This window comes from Bacillus sp. FSL R9-9834, from assembly GCF_038006905.1.
In the GTDB taxonomy this organism is placed as follows: Bacteria; Bacillota; Bacilli; order Bacillales; family Bacillaceae_G; genus Bacillus_A; species Bacillus_A pacificus.
In genome coordinates this window covers 5,069,602-5,087,099 of the sequence record NZ_JBBOWD010000001.1, presented here as the reverse complement: position 1 = coordinate 5,087,099, position 17,498 = coordinate 5,069,602, and the positions used below count along the sequence as shown (strand labels likewise).

General features: G+C 39.2%; 16 protein-coding genes. 15 read left to right on the top strand and 1 reads right to left on the bottom strand.

Annotation, left to right across the window (positions count from 1 at the left end; genetic code table 11):
• Positions 1-32: 32 nt before the first annotated feature.
• The gene (locus tag MKY00_RS26670) at positions 33-2,762 is read right to left on the bottom strand and encodes a putative bifunctional diguanylate cyclase/phosphodiesterase (protein WP_341035390.1); all 2,730 of its coding nucleotides are present in this window, start codon (positions 2,760-2,762) and stop codon (positions 33-35) included.
• A 268-nt stretch (positions 2,763-3,030) separates the two neighbouring features.
• Here MKY00_RS26670 and nuoA point away from each other — a divergent pair, with 268 nt between their 5' ends.
• The 15 genes from nuoA (at position 3,031) to spoIID (ending at position 17,441) form a co-directional block, all read left to right on the top strand.
• Positions 3,031-3,399: an NADH-quinone oxidoreductase subunit NuoA gene (gene nuoA / locus MKY00_RS26665; RefSeq protein WP_016718997.1), complete on the top strand. Its 369-nt coding sequence runs from the start codon at positions 3,031-3,033 to the stop codon at positions 3,397-3,399.
• The gene (gene nuoB, locus MKY00_RS26660) at positions 3,390-3,908 is read left to right on the top strand and encodes an NADH-quinone oxidoreductase subunit NuoB (RefSeq protein WP_016718996.1); all 519 of its coding nucleotides are present in this window, start codon (positions 3,390-3,392) and stop codon (positions 3,906-3,908) included. The genes nuoA and nuoB overlap by 10 nt, the downstream gene beginning before the upstream one ends.
• Positions 3,905-5,068 (top strand): NADH-quinone oxidoreductase subunit C, encoded by a 1,164-nt coding sequence (locus MKY00_RS26655; RefSeq protein ID WP_262731315.1) that lies wholly within the window; start codon positions 3,905-3,907, stop codon positions 5,066-5,068. The genes nuoB and MKY00_RS26655 overlap by 4 nt, the downstream gene beginning before the upstream one ends.
• 4 nt (positions 5,069-5,072) lie before the next feature.
• Entirely contained in the window at positions 5,073-6,173 is a 1,101-nt protein-coding gene (gene nuoD / locus MKY00_RS26650) for an NADH-quinone oxidoreductase subunit NuoD (protein WP_016718995.1), read from the top strand.
• Complete coding sequence (gene nuoH, locus MKY00_RS26645) at positions 6,173-7,174, top strand: NADH-quinone oxidoreductase subunit NuoH (protein WP_000573430.1); 1,002 nt, start codon at positions 6,173-6,175, stop codon at positions 7,172-7,174. The genes nuoD and nuoH overlap by 1 nt, the downstream gene beginning before the upstream one ends.
• A 25-nt stretch (positions 7,175-7,199) precedes the next feature.
• A complete protein-coding gene (gene nuoI, locus MKY00_RS26640; protein ID WP_000677191.1) occupies positions 7,200-7,619 on the top strand; it encodes an NADH-quinone oxidoreductase subunit NuoI in 420 nt (139 codons plus the stop codon).
• The gene (locus MKY00_RS26635; RefSeq protein ID WP_001012806.1) at positions 7,616-8,140 is read left to right on the top strand and encodes an NADH-quinone oxidoreductase subunit J; all 525 of its coding nucleotides are present in this window, start codon (positions 7,616-7,618) and stop codon (positions 8,138-8,140) included. Before nuoI ends, MKY00_RS26635 begins: the two co-directional genes overlap by 4 nt.
• Complete coding sequence (gene nuoK, locus MKY00_RS26630; RefSeq protein WP_000100078.1) at positions 8,133-8,447, top strand: NADH-quinone oxidoreductase subunit NuoK; 315 nt, start codon at positions 8,133-8,135, stop codon at positions 8,445-8,447. The genes MKY00_RS26635 and nuoK overlap by 8 nt, the downstream gene beginning before the upstream one ends.
• A gap of 29 nt (positions 8,448-8,476) precedes the next feature.
• Positions 8,477-10,339, top strand: coding sequence for an NADH-quinone oxidoreductase subunit L (gene nuoL / locus MKY00_RS26625; RefSeq protein WP_016718994.1), 1,863 nt, complete (start codon positions 8,477-8,479; stop codon positions 10,337-10,339).
• Positions 10,336-11,838: an NADH-quinone oxidoreductase subunit M gene (locus tag MKY00_RS26620; protein ID WP_016718993.1), complete on the top strand. Its 1,503-nt coding sequence runs from the start codon at positions 10,336-10,338 to the stop codon at positions 11,836-11,838. Before nuoL ends, MKY00_RS26620 begins: the two co-directional genes overlap by 4 nt.
• 7 nt (positions 11,839-11,845) lie before the next feature.
• The gene (gene nuoN, locus MKY00_RS26615) at positions 11,846-13,360 is read left to right on the top strand and encodes an NADH-quinone oxidoreductase subunit NuoN (protein WP_029141236.1); all 1,515 of its coding nucleotides are present in this window, start codon (positions 11,846-11,848) and stop codon (positions 13,358-13,360) included.
• Positions 13,361-13,723: 363 nt separating this feature from the next.
• The gene (locus MKY00_RS26610; protein ID WP_000940742.1) at positions 13,724-13,960 is read left to right on the top strand and encodes a DUF1146 family protein; all 237 of its coding nucleotides are present in this window, start codon (positions 13,724-13,726) and stop codon (positions 13,958-13,960) included.
• Between the two features lie 51 nt (positions 13,961-14,011).
• Positions 14,012-14,716 carry a YwmB family TATA-box binding protein gene (locus MKY00_RS26605; RefSeq protein ID WP_016718990.1) on the top strand — a complete coding sequence of 235 codons (705 nt, stop codon included), beginning with the start codon at positions 14,012-14,014 and terminating at the stop codon, positions 14,714-14,716.
• Positions 14,717-14,755: 39 nt separating this feature from the next.
• Positions 14,756-16,060: a UDP-N-acetylglucosamine 1-carboxyvinyltransferase gene (gene murA / locus MKY00_RS26600; RefSeq protein ID WP_000411263.1), complete on the top strand. Its 1,305-nt coding sequence runs from the start codon at positions 14,756-14,758 to the stop codon at positions 16,058-16,060.
• Between the two features lie 361 nt (positions 16,061-16,421).
• Positions 16,422-17,441 (top strand): stage II sporulation protein D, encoded by a 1,020-nt coding sequence (gene spoIID / locus MKY00_RS26595; protein ID WP_000672636.1) that lies wholly within the window; start codon positions 16,422-16,424, stop codon positions 17,439-17,441.
• The last annotated feature ends 57 nt before the right edge of the window (positions 17,442-17,498 follow it).

The following is a 17,498-nucleotide window of genomic DNA, read 5'->3' as shown; positions in this document are numbered from 1 at the left end:
AATGATTCGTTTTATAAAACCCCCAGTATGAGCTATTGATTCATACTGGGGGTTTTTTGTAGAAATTTTATAAATTGATGACTAGTAAGTGGTTTACTGAAATAGTAACCTTGCATATATTTACAGTTGTTCTTTTGTAGAAACTTAAGTTGTTTTTCTATTTCAATTCCTTCAGCAACGACAGATAGGTTTAAAGTATTTGCAAGAGAAAGGATAGTGGAAACGATGGCCCTTTCTTCAGGGCGATGATCGGCGAGTTGTGTAAATTCTCTCGGTACTTTTAATGTATCAATAGGGAAAATGGATAAATAAGCAAGAGAAGAATAACCGGTTCCGAAGTCATCAATGGACGTTTGAATACCATATTCCTTTAATTGCTTTAGCTTGGATAATGTTTCTTTTTCATCGATCATTGCAATTCGTTCTGTTAACTCAAGTGTTACATCTTTTGGATCGACTTTAACGTCTGTTATTATTTGTAAAATATTTTCGATTAAATTATTTTGCTGGAACTCTTTAGCTGATAAGTTAACACTTATTTTTAAATCTTTGTAGCCAAAAGTATGCCATATTTTTAGCTGGCGACAAGATTCATTTAATACCCAATGACCAAGTGGAATGACTTGGGGAGTTTCCTCTACAATTGGAATGAACTCACATGGCGGAATGTCACCTAGGAGTGGGTGTTTCCAGCGTAGTAATGCTTCGGCACCAATGATTTTTTTCTTCGTAATATCAATTTGTGGTTGATAGACGAGATAAAATTCTTCGTTTACTAAAGCGAGTGGTAAATCTTTTTCAATTCGAGCTTTTCGTTCCATTTTTTTATACAATTCTTTCGTGTACAGAGAGCTACCATTTTTCCCTTTATTTTTTGCTTCGTACATGGCCATATCAGCATGTTGTAAAATCGATAATGGATCTTCACCTGCTTCAGGGTATATTGCTATCCCGATGCTAGGTGAGATTTGTAAATGTTGATTTTCAATTTCGAATGGTTCGTTCATGGCTGCTACAATTGTATCAGCTATTTTTTTTACATCTGGCCTCTTTTTATAATTTTCGATAAGGATTGTGAACTCATCTCCAGCTAATCGGGCAAGCTTCATATTTGGTGTCGCTATACTTTCGAGTCTTTTTGCTACTGCAATTAATAGAAGGTCGCCTACCCTATGACCGAGGGTATCGTTAATAACTTTAAAGCGATCTAGGTCAAGAAACATAACAGCAAAAGGCATTTTTGATATTTTGGATCGTGCAATTGCTTGTTCTACATATTGATGAAATGCACGTCGATTTGCAAGCTCTGTTAGTGTATCATGATATGCTAGAAAATTAATTTGTTCCTGTTGTTGTTTGCTTTCCGTAATATCTTTAATCATTAAATAAACTCCAGAAATATGATCCTTTAAAAAGATAGGAACAGCTGTCACATGCAAGTAGTAAATATCTCTATTTTTATGATATGCCCGTATTTCTAAAGAAATAGATTTCCCCTTTTTTACGCGATGGAAGGCATTGATGATTTCTTCCAAATCTTCTTCATACGTAAGTGAATAGTAAGGTTGATTTAATAATTCATTCGTTTGATAACCGAGTAAAGTCGTACCAGCGTTATTCACTTTAAGAAAATTACCGTATAAATCTAATGTGAAAATGGGATCTGGATGATGCTCGTATAAAGATTTAAACATTTGTTGGTTATGATATAGTTCATTTTTTTGTTCTACTAAATCTTCTGTACGCAGTTCAATTTGTTTTTCGAGTTCTGAGTTGAATTGCATTTGGGCTAATAATAATATTTTATTTTGTTTTCGAACTAAACTATGGCGAATGAGAACGAAGGAGAAAGTTATCATAAGCCCGATTACTACAATAGGTGCAAAAACATATTCGACTAATATGAAAACAATAAGCATTACGACAGAAATATAAGGTAATGATAATCTGATCGCTTCCCCAAGTTTAGGTGTTAATAGCACTTGTTCTTGTTTTTCAGGTTCTTTTGTATGAAGAATACAGGCGATTGCTACTAGCACTAAAGTTACTTGATAGAGAGGAGTAATTGTAAACATAGAATATTCGGGCGTGAAGTATTTAATATAAGCATAAATCGCATCTGTAGTCGCATACAAAATTAAAGCACTACCAAGGAGCGCACCGACTTTTTTCGGTAATAAGGAAAGTGGTTTGAATAAAAGGTTAATCCCTATGAGAAAAAAGAGTAAATCGGTCATTGGATAAGTAAGTTGAACAAATATGTCGATATAGGATGTTGAAGAAATGTAAATGGTTCGTTCAATAAGTAAGTAGTAACTTAAAGTGAACTGTGCTGTAACAATAATACAAATATCACATATCATAAAAAGCTTTTCTAATAAATCTCGGTTATAAATGATTTCATATAGAAAGGCAAATGCAAAGCTAATTAAAAAAAGTAGATAAAAAAAATCAGACGGATCAACGAATGTATAGTAGTCCTTTAAAATTAAACGTTGATAGGCAACGATGATATCACCAATGAAATAAGAGAGGGTTCCAACACATAAAATGGTCCAAAATAAACGAGGTAACCCTTCTTTCATGTTTGAAAAATAAAGTATATAACTACAAGCGATAACATCAATGAATAATGTACTCATACCAATTAATATTTGAAAAGGAAATGAGTATTCATATAGAAAAGGCATTGTCACGTAATGAATCATTATAGACAACAATATAATGCTTATAAGAATGCTTACATGTGTTTGTTTTTTCATTTATCTCACCCACGGTATATACATATAAATTCCTCTTTTTATTTTTTATAGTTTCTATACTTATTTTGCACAGGTATAGCCAGTTATAAAAATAGATTTTAATAATTCTCGTTTCTGTCCCCAACATATCGACATAGGAATTTGAAGTTTGCTATAATGATTAAAATAGTTGCATTATTTAGAAAAATTTAAAAATAATAATTACTGCAACTAGGACATATTGTTTACTAAGTGAACTTGTTCTTAATTTAGGGGGGAGGGTTTCACAATGGCAAGTGTATATGAAAATAGTTATATGATTGTTTTGATTTTCTTGCTATTAGGCATATTGCTTCCGGTAGTGGCTCTTACATTAGGAAGGATGCTGCGCCCAAATAAACCAAGTGCAGCGAAAGCGACGACGTATGAGAGTGGGATTGAGCCTTTTCATGATGCAAATATTCGGTTTCATGCTCGTTATTATATTTTTGCTTTATTGTTTGTCATCTTTGATGTAGAAACTTTATTTTTATATCCATGGGCTGTTGCATATGACAAGCTCGGTTTATTTGCACTGATTGAAATGTTCATTTTTGTTGTAATGTTGCTAGTTGGGTTAGCGTATGCTTGGAAAAAGAAGGTGTTACAATGGTTATAAATTTTGAGGAATTACATCCAAATGAGCGAGTGGAATTAGAACGAAATATCTTTTTTTCTACATTGGAACAGTTGAAGGGATGGGCGCGAAGTAATTCTTTATGGCCAATGACATTTGGACTGGCATGTTGCGCAATTGAAATGATGGGAGTAGGTTCATCACATTATGATTTAGATCGATTTGGGTCATTTTTTCGGACTTCACCAAGGCAATCGGATGTTATGATTGTGTCGGGAACGGTAACGAAGAAGATGACTCCTATTGTTCGGCGCTTATATGATCAAATGCCTGAACCGAAATGGGTTATTGCAATGGGATCTTGTGCGACAGCAGGGGGCCCGTATGTAAATTCATATGCTGTTGTAAAAGGTGTAGATCAAATTGTACCAGTTGACGTGTATATCCCTGGTTGCCCACCAAATCCCGCTGCTTTAATTTATGGCATTAATAAATTAAAAGAAAAAATTCGTTACGAGGCAAAGACGGGGAAGCAGGTGACGAATAAATGAGTGATCCAAACAAAGATTTAGAGGATTTGAAAAGAGAAGCGGCTAGGCGTGCGAAAGAAGAGGCGAGAAAGCGTCTCGTTGCGAAACATAATGCGGAAATAAGTAAACTTGAGGAAGAAAATCAAGAAAAAGAGAAAGCGCTATCAAAAAATGATGGTATGACTGTGGAAGAAGCGAAACGCCGTGCTGCAGCAGCCGCAAAAGTGAAAGCGGCGGCGCTAGCAAAACAAAAAGGAGAAGGAACAGAAGAAGAAAAGGCCAAGGCGAAAGCAAAGGCAGCAGCGGCCGCAAAAGCGAAAGCGGCGGCGTTAGCAAAACAAAAAAGAGAAGGAACAGAAGAAGTGACGGAAGAGGAAAGGGCCAAAGCAAAGGCGAAGGCAGCAGCAGCCGCAAAAGCGAAAGCGGCGGCGCTAGCAAAACAAAAAAGAGAAGGAATGGAAGAAGTAACAGAAGAAGAAAAGGCCAAGGCGAAGGCGAAGGCAGCAGCGGCCGCAAAAGCGAAAGCGGCGGCGCTAGCAAAACAAAAAAGAGAAGGAATGGAAGAAGTAACAGAAGAAGAAAAGACCAAGGCGAAAGCGAAGGCAGCAGCGGCCGCAAAAGCAAAAGCGGCAGCGGCTGCAAGGGCGAAGATGGAGGGTGCTGAAGGTAAGAAGGAAGAGGAAGCGAAGCAGGAAGAGCCATCCGTGAATCAACCGTATTTAAATCAGTATGTTGAAGTTATTAAGGGAAAAGTAGGAGAGGATGCTTTAGTAGATTGCTACATTAATAAACTTTCCAAAGATGTACCAACTCTTGTAGTGGAGCCCTCAAAATATTATGAAGTAATGGAGTTACTGCGATCCTATGAGGAACTTGCATTTGATTATATGTCAGAGTTACATGCGACGGATTTTGTGACACATATGGAAGTGTATGTTCATTTATTTTCATATGGAAAGAAACAGTCAGTAGCGGTAAAGGTGAAGCTGGATCGGGAAGCGCCGCAAGTAGAATCGGTGACGCCGCTTTGGAAAGGGGCGGACTGGCCAGAGCGGGAAGCGTATGATTTGCTCGGCATTGTATTTAAGGGACATCCGAATTTATCGCGTATTTTAATGCCCGATGATTGGATAGGACATCCGCTTAGAAAAGATTATGAACCGTATGATGTGGAGGTGTAGCTAAATGATCCGTACGGAAGAAATGCTTTTGAATGTAGGTCCTCAGCATCCGAGTACACACGGTGTGTTCAGGCTTGTTATTAAAATTGACGGGGAAATTATTAAAGAAGCTACACCGGTTATTGGATATTTGCATCGCGGGACCGAAAAGATTGCAGAGAGCTTACAGTATACGCAAATTATCCCTTATACAGATCGGATGGACTATTTATCGGCTATGACGAATAATTACGTCATTTGCCACGCTGTAGAGACGATGATGGGGCTTGAAATTCCAGAGCGAGCTGAATACTTACGAGTACTTGCAATGGAACTTGGAAGGATTGCGAGTCATCTCGTTTGGTGGGGGACAAATCTTCTCGATATAGGAGCGGTCAGCCCGTTTTTATACGCGTTCCGTGAGCGGGAGATGATTATTAATTTATTAAACGAATTATGCGGTGCCCGGCTTACTTTTAACTATATGAGAGTCGGCGGTGTAAAGTGGGATGCGCCGGACGGTTGGATTGAAAAAGTGGAAGAATTTGTTCCGTATATGAGAGAGCAATTGGCGGGTTACCATGATCTCGTTAGTGGCAATGAGATTTTCTTAAATCGTGTAAAAGGCGTTGGTATATATAGCGAAGAAGATGCAATTTCGTATTCTTTAAGCGGAGCGAATTTGCGGTGCACCGGAGTAAACTGGGATCTTCGCAAGGATGAACCGTACTCCATTTACGACCGTTTTGATTTCAATATTCCTGTGGGGAGCGTGGGGGATGCTTGGGATCGCTACGTTTGCCGCATGAAGGAAATTGAGGAGTCGTTAAAAATTGTCGAGCAAGCTGTCCAGCAGTTCCCGAAAGAAGGAGCAGTACTTGCGAAAGTACCGAAGATTATTAAGGCTCCTAAAGGGGAAGCATTCGTCCGTATAGAGTCGCCGCGAGGAGAGATTGGTTGCTATATTGCTAGTGACGGAAAGAAAGAGCCATACCGTTTGAAGTTTCGCAGGCCGTCTTTTTACAATTTGCAAATTTTACCGAAGTTATTGAAAGGTGAAAACATCGCCAATTTAATTACGATTTTAGGTGGAGTGGATATTGTACTTGGGGAGGTTGATGGCTAATGATTGAAACGCTCTTACAATCACCTTCTAGCTGGACGAATTTCTTCATTTTTTTCGGATTAGCGGTGCTCCTATTATTTGCAGTCCTTGGCTTCGTTACATATGGTATTTTGGCAGAACGGAAAGTGATGGGGTTTATGCAAGGGCGGATTGGGCCAAACCAAGTCGGGGGCCGGTTCGGTTTACTGCAAACGGTAGCCGATGTTTTAAAACTATTATTGAAAGAAGATAGTATTCCGAAGGCGGCAGATAAACCGTTGTTTATATTAGCGCCTGTCATTGCATTTGCGCCAGCATTTATGGTTCTTGCAGTCATCCCGTTTACTGATAAATTTCAGTTCGCAGATATTGGCGTAGGCTTACTGTATTACATTGCTGTTTCTGGCATTACGACGATTGGCGTCGTAACCGGAGGATGGGCATCGAATAATAAATATTCCCTTTTAGGAGGGATGCGTGCAGCGGCGCAAATGATTTCTTATGAAATTCCGCTCGTAATGAGTGTAATCGGGATCGTTTTGTTAGCTGGTAGCCTAAATTTAAATGAAATCGTAGCAGCGCAGGAGAATGTTTGGTACATTTTCGTGCAGCCAATCGGTTTCGTCGTATTTTTAATCGCAGCGGTAGCAGAGTTAAATAGGACGCCGTTTGATTTACCAGAAGCTGAGTCGGAGCTTGTTTCTGGATATCATACGGAATACTCAGGGTTTCGCTGGGCGTTTTTCATGCTTTCAGAGTACGTATATTTCTTCGGGATGGCATCTTTAATTACTGTGCTCTTTTTAGGCGGATGGAATCCAGTTATGTTCCTTGGATTCATCCCAGGTGCCGTATGGTTTGCTTTAAAGTTTAGCAGTGTAGTTTTTCTATTAATTTGGTTCCGCGTTACGTTTCCGCGTATAAGAGGTGATCAGTTAATGGAGTTTGGCTGGAAAGTATTATTGCCAATTGCACTTGCAAATATTTTCTTAACGGCATTGATTAAGGAGTTATTCTTCTAATCTATGAGGGGGGTGCCAGTAAGAGATGAAAGGGCTATTTAAAGGACTAAAATATACATTAAGCAATTTGAGTAAAAAGAAGGTGACGTATGATTATCCTAATCAACCGTTGCCATTGCCAGATCGTTTTCGAGGGATTCAAAAGTTTTATCCAGAAAAGTGTATTGTTTGTAATCAGTGCTCCAATATTTGTCCGACAGACTGTATTCAGTTAACGGGGAAAAAACATCCGGATCCTACGAAAAAAGGAAAAATTATCGATACGTACGATATTAATTTTGAAATTTGTATTCTTTGTGATTTATGTACAGAAGTTTGTCCGACAGAGGCGATCGTTATGACAAATAACTTTGAACTCGCGGAATATTCACGGGATGACTTATTCAAAAATTTGCAGTGGCTTGATGAAAACGACGAAAACGTCAGGAAGGAGAATAAAGCATGAATGGCGAGTTTATAGCATTCTTTATACTATCCTTGTCTGCAATTATCGGCGGCGTTCTTATGTTGAATGTAACGAAGGTCATGCATATGATGCTAGCTCTCGTTCTAACATTTCTCAGCATTGCAGGTTTGTACTTTCTATTATCAGCTGAATTTATCGGGGTTGCGCAAATTTTACTTTACTCGGGTGCGATCACAATTATTATGATTTTTGGCATTATGTTAACGAAACATAACGCAGAAAATGAATCACGTCTTACTCTTCGAAAATGGATTATCTTCTTTGCGGTTGTAGCATTTGGGGCAGTTATGTATTTCGCTGTTAACAATATTGATTTTGCAAATGAAAGCACACAAGGAAGTTTACCTCTCCATGAAAAAAACACACTTCAAATCGGTACACTTCTCTATTCAAAATATATTATTCCATTTGAGCTAACCTCAGTTATTTTACTTGTAGCACTTGTTGGCGCAATTATTCTTGCGAAGAAGGATGAGAAAGAGGAGGATTCCAATGAGTAGCGTTCCTGCTTCTGCGTATTTAACGCTTGCGATTATTTTATTTTGCATCGGTTTATTTGGAGCTTTAACGAAGCGCAATACAGTGATTGTATTAGTTTGTATTGAATTAATGCTGAACGCAGCCAATTTAAATTTAGTAGCGTTTAGTAAATTAGGTTTGTTCCCAAATTTAACAGGGCAAATTTTCTCTCTGTTTACGATGGCCGTAGCAGCAGCGGAGGCGGCGGTAGGACTCGCCATTTTAATTGCTTTATATCGTAATCGTACGACAGTTCATGTAGATGAAATGGATACGCTTAAAGGATAACATTGTGACCGAAAAGGGGGAAGGAAACAATGATCGATTATGCATGGCTCATACCGCTTTTCCCGCTTGTTTCGTTTTTGTTATTAATTATATTCGGGAAGAAAATTAGAGAAGGAAGCAGTGTACTTAGTATTTTCTTCGTCTTTCTCTCCTTTATATTTGCGGTACTTGTATTAATAGAACGGTTTTCGACAGTACCAGTGAAGCATAAGTGGGTATGGCTTAGAGCTGGAGATATTGATATATCATTTGGCTTTGAAGTGACAGCATTAGGGGCTTTAATGTTGTTTATCGTTACACTTGTGAGTTTACTTGTACACGTGTATTCGAAAGGGTATATGAAAGGTGAGGAAAGATTACCAACCTTTTATGCCTATTTAGGACTCTTTACATTTGCGATGCTCGGGCTTGTTATATCACCGAATTTATTACAGCTTTATATATTTTGGGAGTTAGTCGGCCTTGGTTCATTTTTACTCATCGGTTTTTATTTCTTTAAAGAAGAAGCGAAGGCTGCTGCGAAAAAAGCTTTTATTATGACACGTATTGGCGATGTCGGTTTATTTATTGGGATGATCTTAATTTTCTGGCATGCAGGTAGTTTTGAATATGACGAAATTTTCAGAGCGATTCATACGGGTGATCTGACTCCGACAATGATTACAATAACGGCGATATTAATTTTTATCGGGGCGATGGGGAAATCAGGTCAGTTCCCGCTTCATACGTGGTTACCAGATGCAATGGAAGGGCCGACGCCTGTTTCGGCACTTATTCATGCGGCGACGATGGTCGCAGCTGGCGTATATTTAGTGGCAACGATGTTTCCGCTATTTTCAGCAAGTGCGGTGGCGATGCAGACGGTAGCAATTGTTGGAGCCTTCACTGCAATCTTTGCAGCTTCCATCGGTCTTGTACAAACGGATATAAAGAGAGTGCTTGCTTATTCTACAGTTAGCCAGCTCGGGTATATGATGCTTGCACTAGGGTCTGCCGGTTATGTAGCTGGTGTGTTTCATTTAACGACACACGCTTTTTTTAAAGCATTACTATTTTTGGCAGCAGGAAGTGTCATTCATGCAGTGCATACGCAAAACATTAATAAAATGGGCGGCTTACAGAAGAAGATGAAAGTAACGGGTGCCTTATTTTTAATCGGTACTCTTGCAATTAGTGGTGTGCCACTCCTTTCCGGTTTCTTTAGTAAAGATGAAATTTTAGCGGCAGCTTGGATGAACGGCAATTACGTTTTATTCGTCTTAGCGATAATTGCAGCATTCCTAACAGCGTTCTACATGTTCCGCCTATACTTTCTTGTCTTTACGGGGGAAGCGAAGACGAAGGAAGATGTGCATGAATCGCCCCGCATTATGACGTATCCGATGATTGTCCTTGGCGTTCTTGCAGTCGTGGCAGGTTATATAAATACACCATGGTTTGGAACGTTTCTCGGAGATTGGCTTACGAAAGATGTAGCGTTTAAAGTGCGAGAGGCGCACGGACCAGTTTGGATTATGATTGTTGTGACGCTCGTTTCTTTGACTGGGATTGCTCTTGCATATGTCATATATGGCAAGAAATCTATTTCTAGAGATTGGACTGGTGGCGAGGATTCGCCTCTTTATAAACTTTTGAAAGAAAAATATTATGTGGATGAACTATACAATATGACGGTGCTTCCTATTACGAAAGGAATCGCTCATGTGCTTCGCCTATTTGAAGTGTATGTAGTCGAAGGAATTGCCATTTTAATAGGGAGTTTAGTGAAAGGGATAAGTACAATTGGCTCTAGACTCCAAAACGGAAATGTACAAGTGTATGGGACTGTAACAGCTGTTTCACTGGCAGTACTCTTCATTATTTTGCTCTATACGGGAGGGGATTTACGATGAATGATTTGTTATTAACGTTCTTCATTTTTTCCCCGCTTTTAGGAATGCTCTTACTTACATTCACACCGAAAAAAGAATCGCGTACAGTGCGAGCGCTCGGTTTATTTGGAACAGCGCTTCCATTCGGAATCGCTATCGTCCTCGCTTGTACATATGCTTCTGGAAAGAGTTTGTCTCTATTTGATGAAAAAGTGAAATGGATTACATTTGGGGATTTTGCAGCGGTGGATAAAAGGTGGTTTTCCATTTATTACGAGCTTGGTATTGATGGTTTATCGCTCGTTATGATGGTACTGACGGCCCTTCTAGCGATGCTTGCAGCAATTGCGGCATTTACTATTAAAAGAAACTTGAAAGCATTTTATATGCTGTTACTCATATTAGAAATAGGGATGCTCGGTGTCTTCGCTGCTCAAAATTTAATGTTGTTCTTTATCTTCTTTGAAATTACATTGCCACCGATGTTTTTATTAATTGGGAAGTGGGGGAAATTGTCGAGTGAAAAGGCTGCTTATAGTTATTTAATATATAACGGTATTGGCTCCGCTATTTTGCTCATCGTTTTCTCGGTTTTATTTGCGAAAACAGGTACAACCAATATTACAGAGCTTAAAGAAATATTAACGAGTGTAGGTGCTGGCGGAGGAATGGCTGTCTCAAGTAGCTTACAGTTCGGCTTGTTTCTTAGCATAATGATCGCTTTTGCGATTAAACTACCCGTTTTCCCGTTACATCGCTGGATGGTCAATGTACATATTGAAGCACATCCGGCTGTAGTTATGCTTCATGCAGGTGTTTTACTGAAGATTGGAGCATACGGTATAATCCGCTTCGGCCAGGGACTATTCCCGGAATACTTTCGCGAGTTTGCAACGCTCATTGCGATTTTAGGAGTCATCAATTTATTGTACGGAGCCTTCTTAGCGCTCATTCAAACGGACTTCCGGAAGGTGCTTGCTTACTCTAGTATTTCACATATGGGTATTGTATTAATGGGCCTTGGGGCGTTAAATGCACCAGGTACACAAGGCGCTCTATTCCAAGTTGTTTCGCACGGTTTAATTGCAGCCTTACTCTTTTTCTTACTTGGTGTTATAGAACAGCGTTTTGGAACGTCGGATATTACAGCGCTTGGCGGACTTGCAAAAAGTGTACCGGTACTTAGCGGATTCTTCTTAGCGGGAGGAATGGCATCGCTTGGATTGCCGGGGATGTCCGGATTTGTTAGCGAATTTCTTGCCTTTCTCGGTTTATTCCAAGGAGAGCCAGTTATTGCTACGGCAGGAGTACTTGGCATCATTTTAACCGCTGTATACGTATTAAGAGCAACACTGCAAGTAACATTTGGTAAGAAAGAGTGGGAAGCGAAAGCTGATATACACGGATGGGAGTATGTTCCTATATTGCTACTTATCTTCTGCATTATTGCAATTGGCGTAATGCCAGAAATACTAGGGGATCCGCTTCAAAATACGTTGAAAACATTGGGGGTGAAGTAGGATGGATATGAATACGTTACTTAGCTTATCGTGGCATCTCATGGTGCCAGAATTCATTATTCTCGGTGCTGCCATCCTTCTTTCCATATGTGATTTGTTTTTTAAGCTGAACCATAGATACGTAGCACTTGGTGCAATCGCGGCGATCGTATTAGCAATCGTGTCACTAATTACGCTATATAGCGAACCAGCAGGAGATATTTTAAATGGATCATTTGTGTTAGATGGATTTTCAAAAGGATTTAAAACGTTGTTGTTAGGCGGGGCGGCCCTCATTTTATGCATCGCAATGAGCGATGATAAGAAAAATCCAATTGAAGATAAGGGAGAATATTATTACTTATTTTTAATGGCGCTTCTTGGGGCGATGTTTATGGCTTCTAGCGTTGATTTCATTACACTTTTCGTCGGTTTAGAATTGCTTTCACTTTCTTCCTACATTTTAGTAGGAATACGAAAAAAGAACCGTGCATCAAATGAGGCAGCAATGAAATATGTCATTAATGGAGGAATTGGAACGGCAATTACGCTCTTTGGAATGAGTTATTTATACGGCATTACAGGATCAACTAATATTGTGGATATGCAAAAGGTATTTGCTGGGGAATTGGCTGGTGGCATTCAGTTATTGCTAGCTCTTGCATTTCTATTATTACTCGTTGGGCTCTCATTCAAAATTGCGACAGTGCCGTTTCATATGTGGGCGCCTGATGTATATGAGGGAGCGGCTACACCTGTTACTGCTTTTCTTGGAACGATTTCTAAAATTGCGGGGTTCTTACTCATTATTCGTTTGTTCCTCATGGTTTTTGCAAGTGTATCGGTGCAAGGAGACACGCAATCTCTATACGGACGTATGAGCATATACATCGCTGTGCTAGCTAGTATTACGATGATTATTGGAAATGTAGTCGCATTAAAGCAATATAACGTAAAACGCCTATTTGCTTATTCAGGAATCGCGCATGCAGGGTATTTACTCGTACCGCTTGTAGCATTATCACCATTTACGATGGATAGCATGTGGTTTTACATGCTTGCGTACATGCTTATGAATATAGGCGCGTTTGCAATTATCCACGGCTTAATCTTACAAAGCGACAAAGAAAATATCACCATTTTCACCGGATTATATAAAAGGTCGCCATTTACAGCAATCGTGATGACGATTTTTATTTTATCGCTAGCGGGGATACCAGGAACAGCTGGTTTCATTGGGAAAATTAACATCTTTTTAGGGGCTCTTCATGTAGAGCCAGCTCATTACGTACTAGCTTCTATTATGATGGGGACGACAGTCATTTCATTCGTATATTATTTCCGTATTTTACAGCAAATGTTTTTCCGTACAGGAGAAGTAGAAGAGAAAATTCGTTTGCCACTCAACATAAAGGTTGTGATGAGCCTTTGCGCAATTTCGATTGTAATACTAGGGATTATGCCGATGATTGGGTACAATTTCTTTTATGAATATTTTCCATTAATGAAAGATTTCTTCTTCTTAGGGAACGTGGTACAATAGTGAAAATAAAAGGTGTGGAGTCGTTACTCTGCGCTTTTTATTTTGTGTGAACTACGATTGAAAATGCATATAAGTATACGCTTTTAAAGAGAAAATTACGATGTAAAATGTAAGATGCTTATTTGTATTTGAAAAAGTGTGGCTCCTACTTATTATGGTATCGTTTTTATCCGACTTTAATGGGCAGTAAGCCCCCCACCTCAAAATGCAGCGAAAGCAAAGAAGTTAGGTGGGGATCAACTGCCCATAAAAGTCCGATTGGTTCAACTAATAATCAGTGGGGGATGAAGAAAACCCCCACTGATTAAAGTTTCACTTTATATGATTTCGTAAGTAGTAGCTAGGTAAAAAGGAGTCGGTTTTTTGGCACATCTTTTAGGGCAACAAGCACTGATTGCCATCGTTTCGCATTTATTGTTTATTACCATTACGTGGTGGGCCTTACAAGGTATTCACATTGAGCGTTTAATGAAGCCTGGAAAGGTGATGCAGACGAGAGTATTACTCATCTTAATTACAATTGCAATTGGGACATCTGTAAGTAATTTTTTCCTTGATTATTTAGGCTATTCAAAGAGTTTAACGTATTTAGTAAAGTAAGTGTATAGAACCTCATATCTCCGTTAACAATGGGGATAGGAGGGGATGAAATTGAAGCTTAAAGCCATTCTTGTTGTTGCATTAAGTGTTGTTTTATTTTTGGTTGGGTATAGAGAGATGAAACCAATGAGCGATGAACAGAAGATGGAGAGCATGATCGCAGCTGTAGAGAAAAATGATGCTAAAGTAGAAAAATGGTCATGGCTAGCGCGAGAAACAAAAACGATTTCTAATATACATACGTTTCAAAAGTTGTTAAACGATGTGAAGGACAAGGCGAATATTCAAAAGTGGGAATTAGAGCAATCTCCAGATGGATATAAAGCTACATCCTATAAAAAGTTTTCTTCTTATGAAGAACGAGTAGTAGTAACTTGGAGTAAGGAAAATACTAAAGAAAACACTTTCATTATTTTTGAAGTGAGCGGGGCAAAATGGGACCCGAAGTACATTCAGAAAACGAATAAAATTTTTAGTGAAAAACCTATAATTTACACTTGTGTTCAAGGTGTACTGAATGATAAGATTGAAGGTGTTTTGCAAAATAAAACCAATCAGGTTTTGAAAGATCTTTCAGCAAGAGCGATCGAACAGATAGAAGAAAGAGCATTTGTGTCAGTCTCCGCATACAATAAAAAGTGGGATGACGCTCTTTCAACAAATAGAGAGAAAATAAATGTGCAAATAGCAATACGTTCTACAGACAACAAAGATACAATTGTGGTTGGCACACCGATCATAACTTCTGAGTATTGAGTGAATAGATACTGAAAAAAGGACACGGAGGGGAATAATTTGGAAAAGATCATCGTCCGTGGCGGAAAGCGGTTAAACGGCACAGTGCGTGTTGAGGGCGCAAAAAATGCTGTATTACCTATAATCGCTGCAGCCCTATTAGCGAGTGATGGAAAGAATGTACTATCTGAAGTACCAGTTTTGTCTGATGTATACACAATTAATGAGGTATTACGTCATTTAAATGCTGAAGTCGTATTTGAAAATAACCAAGTAACAATCGATGCTTCTAAAGAGCTAAACATTGAAGCACCATTTGAATATGTACGTAAAATGCGTGCATCTGTTCAAGTAATGGGACCTTTATTAGCACGTAACGGTCGTGCTCGTATTGCACTTCCTGGTGGATGTGCAATTGGTTCACGTCCAATTGACCAACATTTAAAAGGCTTCGAAGCAATGGGAGCAAAAGTACAGGTTGGTAACGGTTTTGTTGAGGCATACGTTGAGGGAGAACTAAAAGGAGCTAAAATTTATTTAGACTTCCCAAGCGTGGGCGCGACAGAAAACATTATGTCTGCAGCTACATTAGCAAAAGGGACAACAATCCTTGAAAACGCAGCGAAAGAACCAGAAATCGTTGACTTAGCTAACTTCTTAAATGCGATGGGAGCGAAAGTACGCGGAGCTGGAACTGGAACGATTCGTATCGAAGGCGTTGATAAATTATATGGTGCAAACCACTCTATTATTCCTGACCGTATTGAAGCGGGAACATTCATGGTTGCAGCGGCAATTACTGGTGGAGACATCTTAATTGAAAATGCTGTGCCTGAACATTTACGCTCAATTACAGCGAAGATGGAAGAAATGGGTGTTAAAATTATTGAGGAAAATGAAGGTGTACGTGTTATCGGCCCAGATAAGTTAAAAGCGGTTGATATTAAAACTATGCCTCACCCAGGTTTCCCAACAGACATGCAATCACAAATGATGGCATTATTACTACAAGCTGATGGAACAAGTATGATTACAGAAACGGTATTTGAAAACCGCTTTATGCACGTTGAAGAATTCCGTCGTATGAATGCTGATATTAAAATCGAAGGTCGTTCTGTTATTATGAACGGTCCAAACAGCTTACAAGGTGCTGAAGTAGCAGCAACTGATTTACGTGCTGCAGCTGCATTAATCTTAGCTGGTTTAGTATCAGAAGGTTACACTCGTGTAACTGAGTTAAAACATCTTGACCGTGGCTATGTAAACTTCCATAAGAAATTAGCTGCATTAGGTGCAACTATTGAACGTGTAAACGAAAAAGTAGAAGAAGTGAAAGAACAAGAAGTTTCTGATCTTCACGCTTAATTGAAATAGTCTCTATGTCTTTTGACATAGGGGCTATTTTTTTGGGCTTATTACTGTTATAGTCAAGAAATTCTATACTTATGCACGTACCAGTAAAAATATTTAGAAAATTTTTGTTTTATATGGATCCCCTTAAGTATGTTCTAAAAGAAAGAGTTGTTCCATAAGAATGAATGGAGTAAAGCTTTTTTTATCCCGCTTTAATGGGCAGTAAGACCCACACCTCAAAATTCAGCAAAAGCAAAGAAGTTAGGTGGGGGTCGGGCTGCCCATAAAAGCCCGATTGGTTCAACTAATAATCAGTGGGGGATGAAGGAAACCCCCACTGATTAAAGTTTCACTTTATATTGGGGGAAATAAGATGAAATTTTCAAAGCCACTTTTTATTACAGTAGCGCTTCTCATAGCGCTCGTTATCATTGTACCTGCTGCTCTTGTGATTCCGTTTGCGAAAGCAAAAGTAGAGGAAAAAGCAGCTTCTAAAACTCCTCCAGCGATAGAAAGTATACCAGCTCCAGGAAAAGTGGATACAGCGGTTCAAGTTGCTGTATATCGCGAGAAACAAAAGAAGGTAGAGTCATTACCTATGGAGGAGTATGTGACCGGTGTAGTAGCTTCTGAGATGAATGCCAGTTTTGAAATAGAGGCGCTAAAGGCGCAGGCATTAGCAGCGAGAACATTTGTCGTGCAGCGTATGCTAAGCGGAGGTAAGAAAAACAATGCGGACGTGACAGATACGGTGAAAGATCAAGTGTACAAAAGCAAAGAAGAATTGAAAAAACAATGGGGCAATAACTATGAAAATAATTTGAAGAAAATCGAAGAAGCTGTTTCGAAAACCGCAGGACAAGTTTTAACGTATGACGGAAAGCCAATCTCAGCATCATTCTTCTCAACGAGTAATGGTCGGACAGAAAATGCAGCCGATTACTGGGGAAATGATTATCCGTACTTAAAGAGTGTAGATAGCCCGTGGGATCAAGCCTCTCCGAAATTTACGAGCGAGCAAACCTTTACCGTAGCTGACTTTCAAAAACGTCTCGGCGTGAAAGTGCTAGCAGACGGAAAAGTTGGAAATATTAAAGATCTTACGGAAGGAAAGCGCGTAAAGGATGTAGCATTTCAAGGGAAAACATTAACAGGAAAGGAAGTTCGTGAAAAGTTAGACTTACGTTCTTCCGACTTCACGTGGAAACAACAAGGGGATAAAATCATCGTTACGACGAAAGGCTTCGGCCACGGCGTTGGTATGAGCCAATACGGAGCGAACGGCATGGCAGCAGAAGGCAAGAAATATACAGATATCGTCGCTCATTACTATAAAGGCGTTGAAATAAAGACGATGAACGACTATGAAGGTAAGTTGATGGTGAAGAAGTAGGTGTCAGGGTCTCCTGGCACCTGTTTTTTGTTTAAAATATCATAATTTTCCATTAAT

Bases quoted from the DNA above. Each gene is read 5' to 3' on its own strand.
- MKY00_RS26670 (WP_341035390.1), bottom strand. From the start codon at position 2,762: ATGAAAAAACAAACACATGTAAGCATTCTTATAAGCATTATATTGTTG.
- nuoA (WP_016718997.1), top strand. From the start codon at position 3,031: ATGGCAAGTGTATATGAAAATAGTTATATGATTGTTTTGATTTTCTTG.
- nuoB (WP_016718996.1), top strand. From the start codon at position 3,390: ATGGTTATAAATTTTGAGGAATTACATCCAAATGAGCGAGTGGAATTA.
- MKY00_RS26655 (WP_262731315.1), top strand. From the start codon at position 3,905: ATGAGTGATCCAAACAAAGATTTAGAGGATTTGAAAAGAGAAGCGGCT.
- nuoD (WP_016718995.1), top strand. From the start codon at position 5,073: ATGATCCGTACGGAAGAAATGCTTTTGAATGTAGGTCCTCAGCATCCG.
- nuoH (WP_000573430.1), top strand. From the start codon at position 6,173: ATGATTGAAACGCTCTTACAATCACCTTCTAGCTGGACGAATTTCTTC.
- nuoI (WP_000677191.1), top strand. From the start codon at position 7,200: ATGAAAGGGCTATTTAAAGGACTAAAATATACATTAAGCAATTTGAGT.
- MKY00_RS26635 (WP_001012806.1), top strand. From the start codon at position 7,616: ATGAATGGCGAGTTTATAGCATTCTTTATACTATCCTTGTCTGCAATT.
- nuoK (WP_000100078.1), top strand. From the start codon at position 8,133: ATGAGTAGCGTTCCTGCTTCTGCGTATTTAACGCTTGCGATTATTTTA.
- nuoL (WP_016718994.1), top strand. From the start codon at position 8,477: ATGATCGATTATGCATGGCTCATACCGCTTTTCCCGCTTGTTTCGTTT.
- MKY00_RS26620 (WP_016718993.1), top strand. From the start codon at position 10,336: ATGAATGATTTGTTATTAACGTTCTTCATTTTTTCCCCGCTTTTAGGA.
- nuoN (WP_029141236.1), top strand. From the start codon at position 11,846: ATGAATACGTTACTTAGCTTATCGTGGCATCTCATGGTGCCAGAATTC.
- spoIID (WP_000672636.1), top strand. From the start codon at position 16,422: ATGAAATTTTCAAAGCCACTTTTTATTACAGTAGCGCTTCTCATAGCG.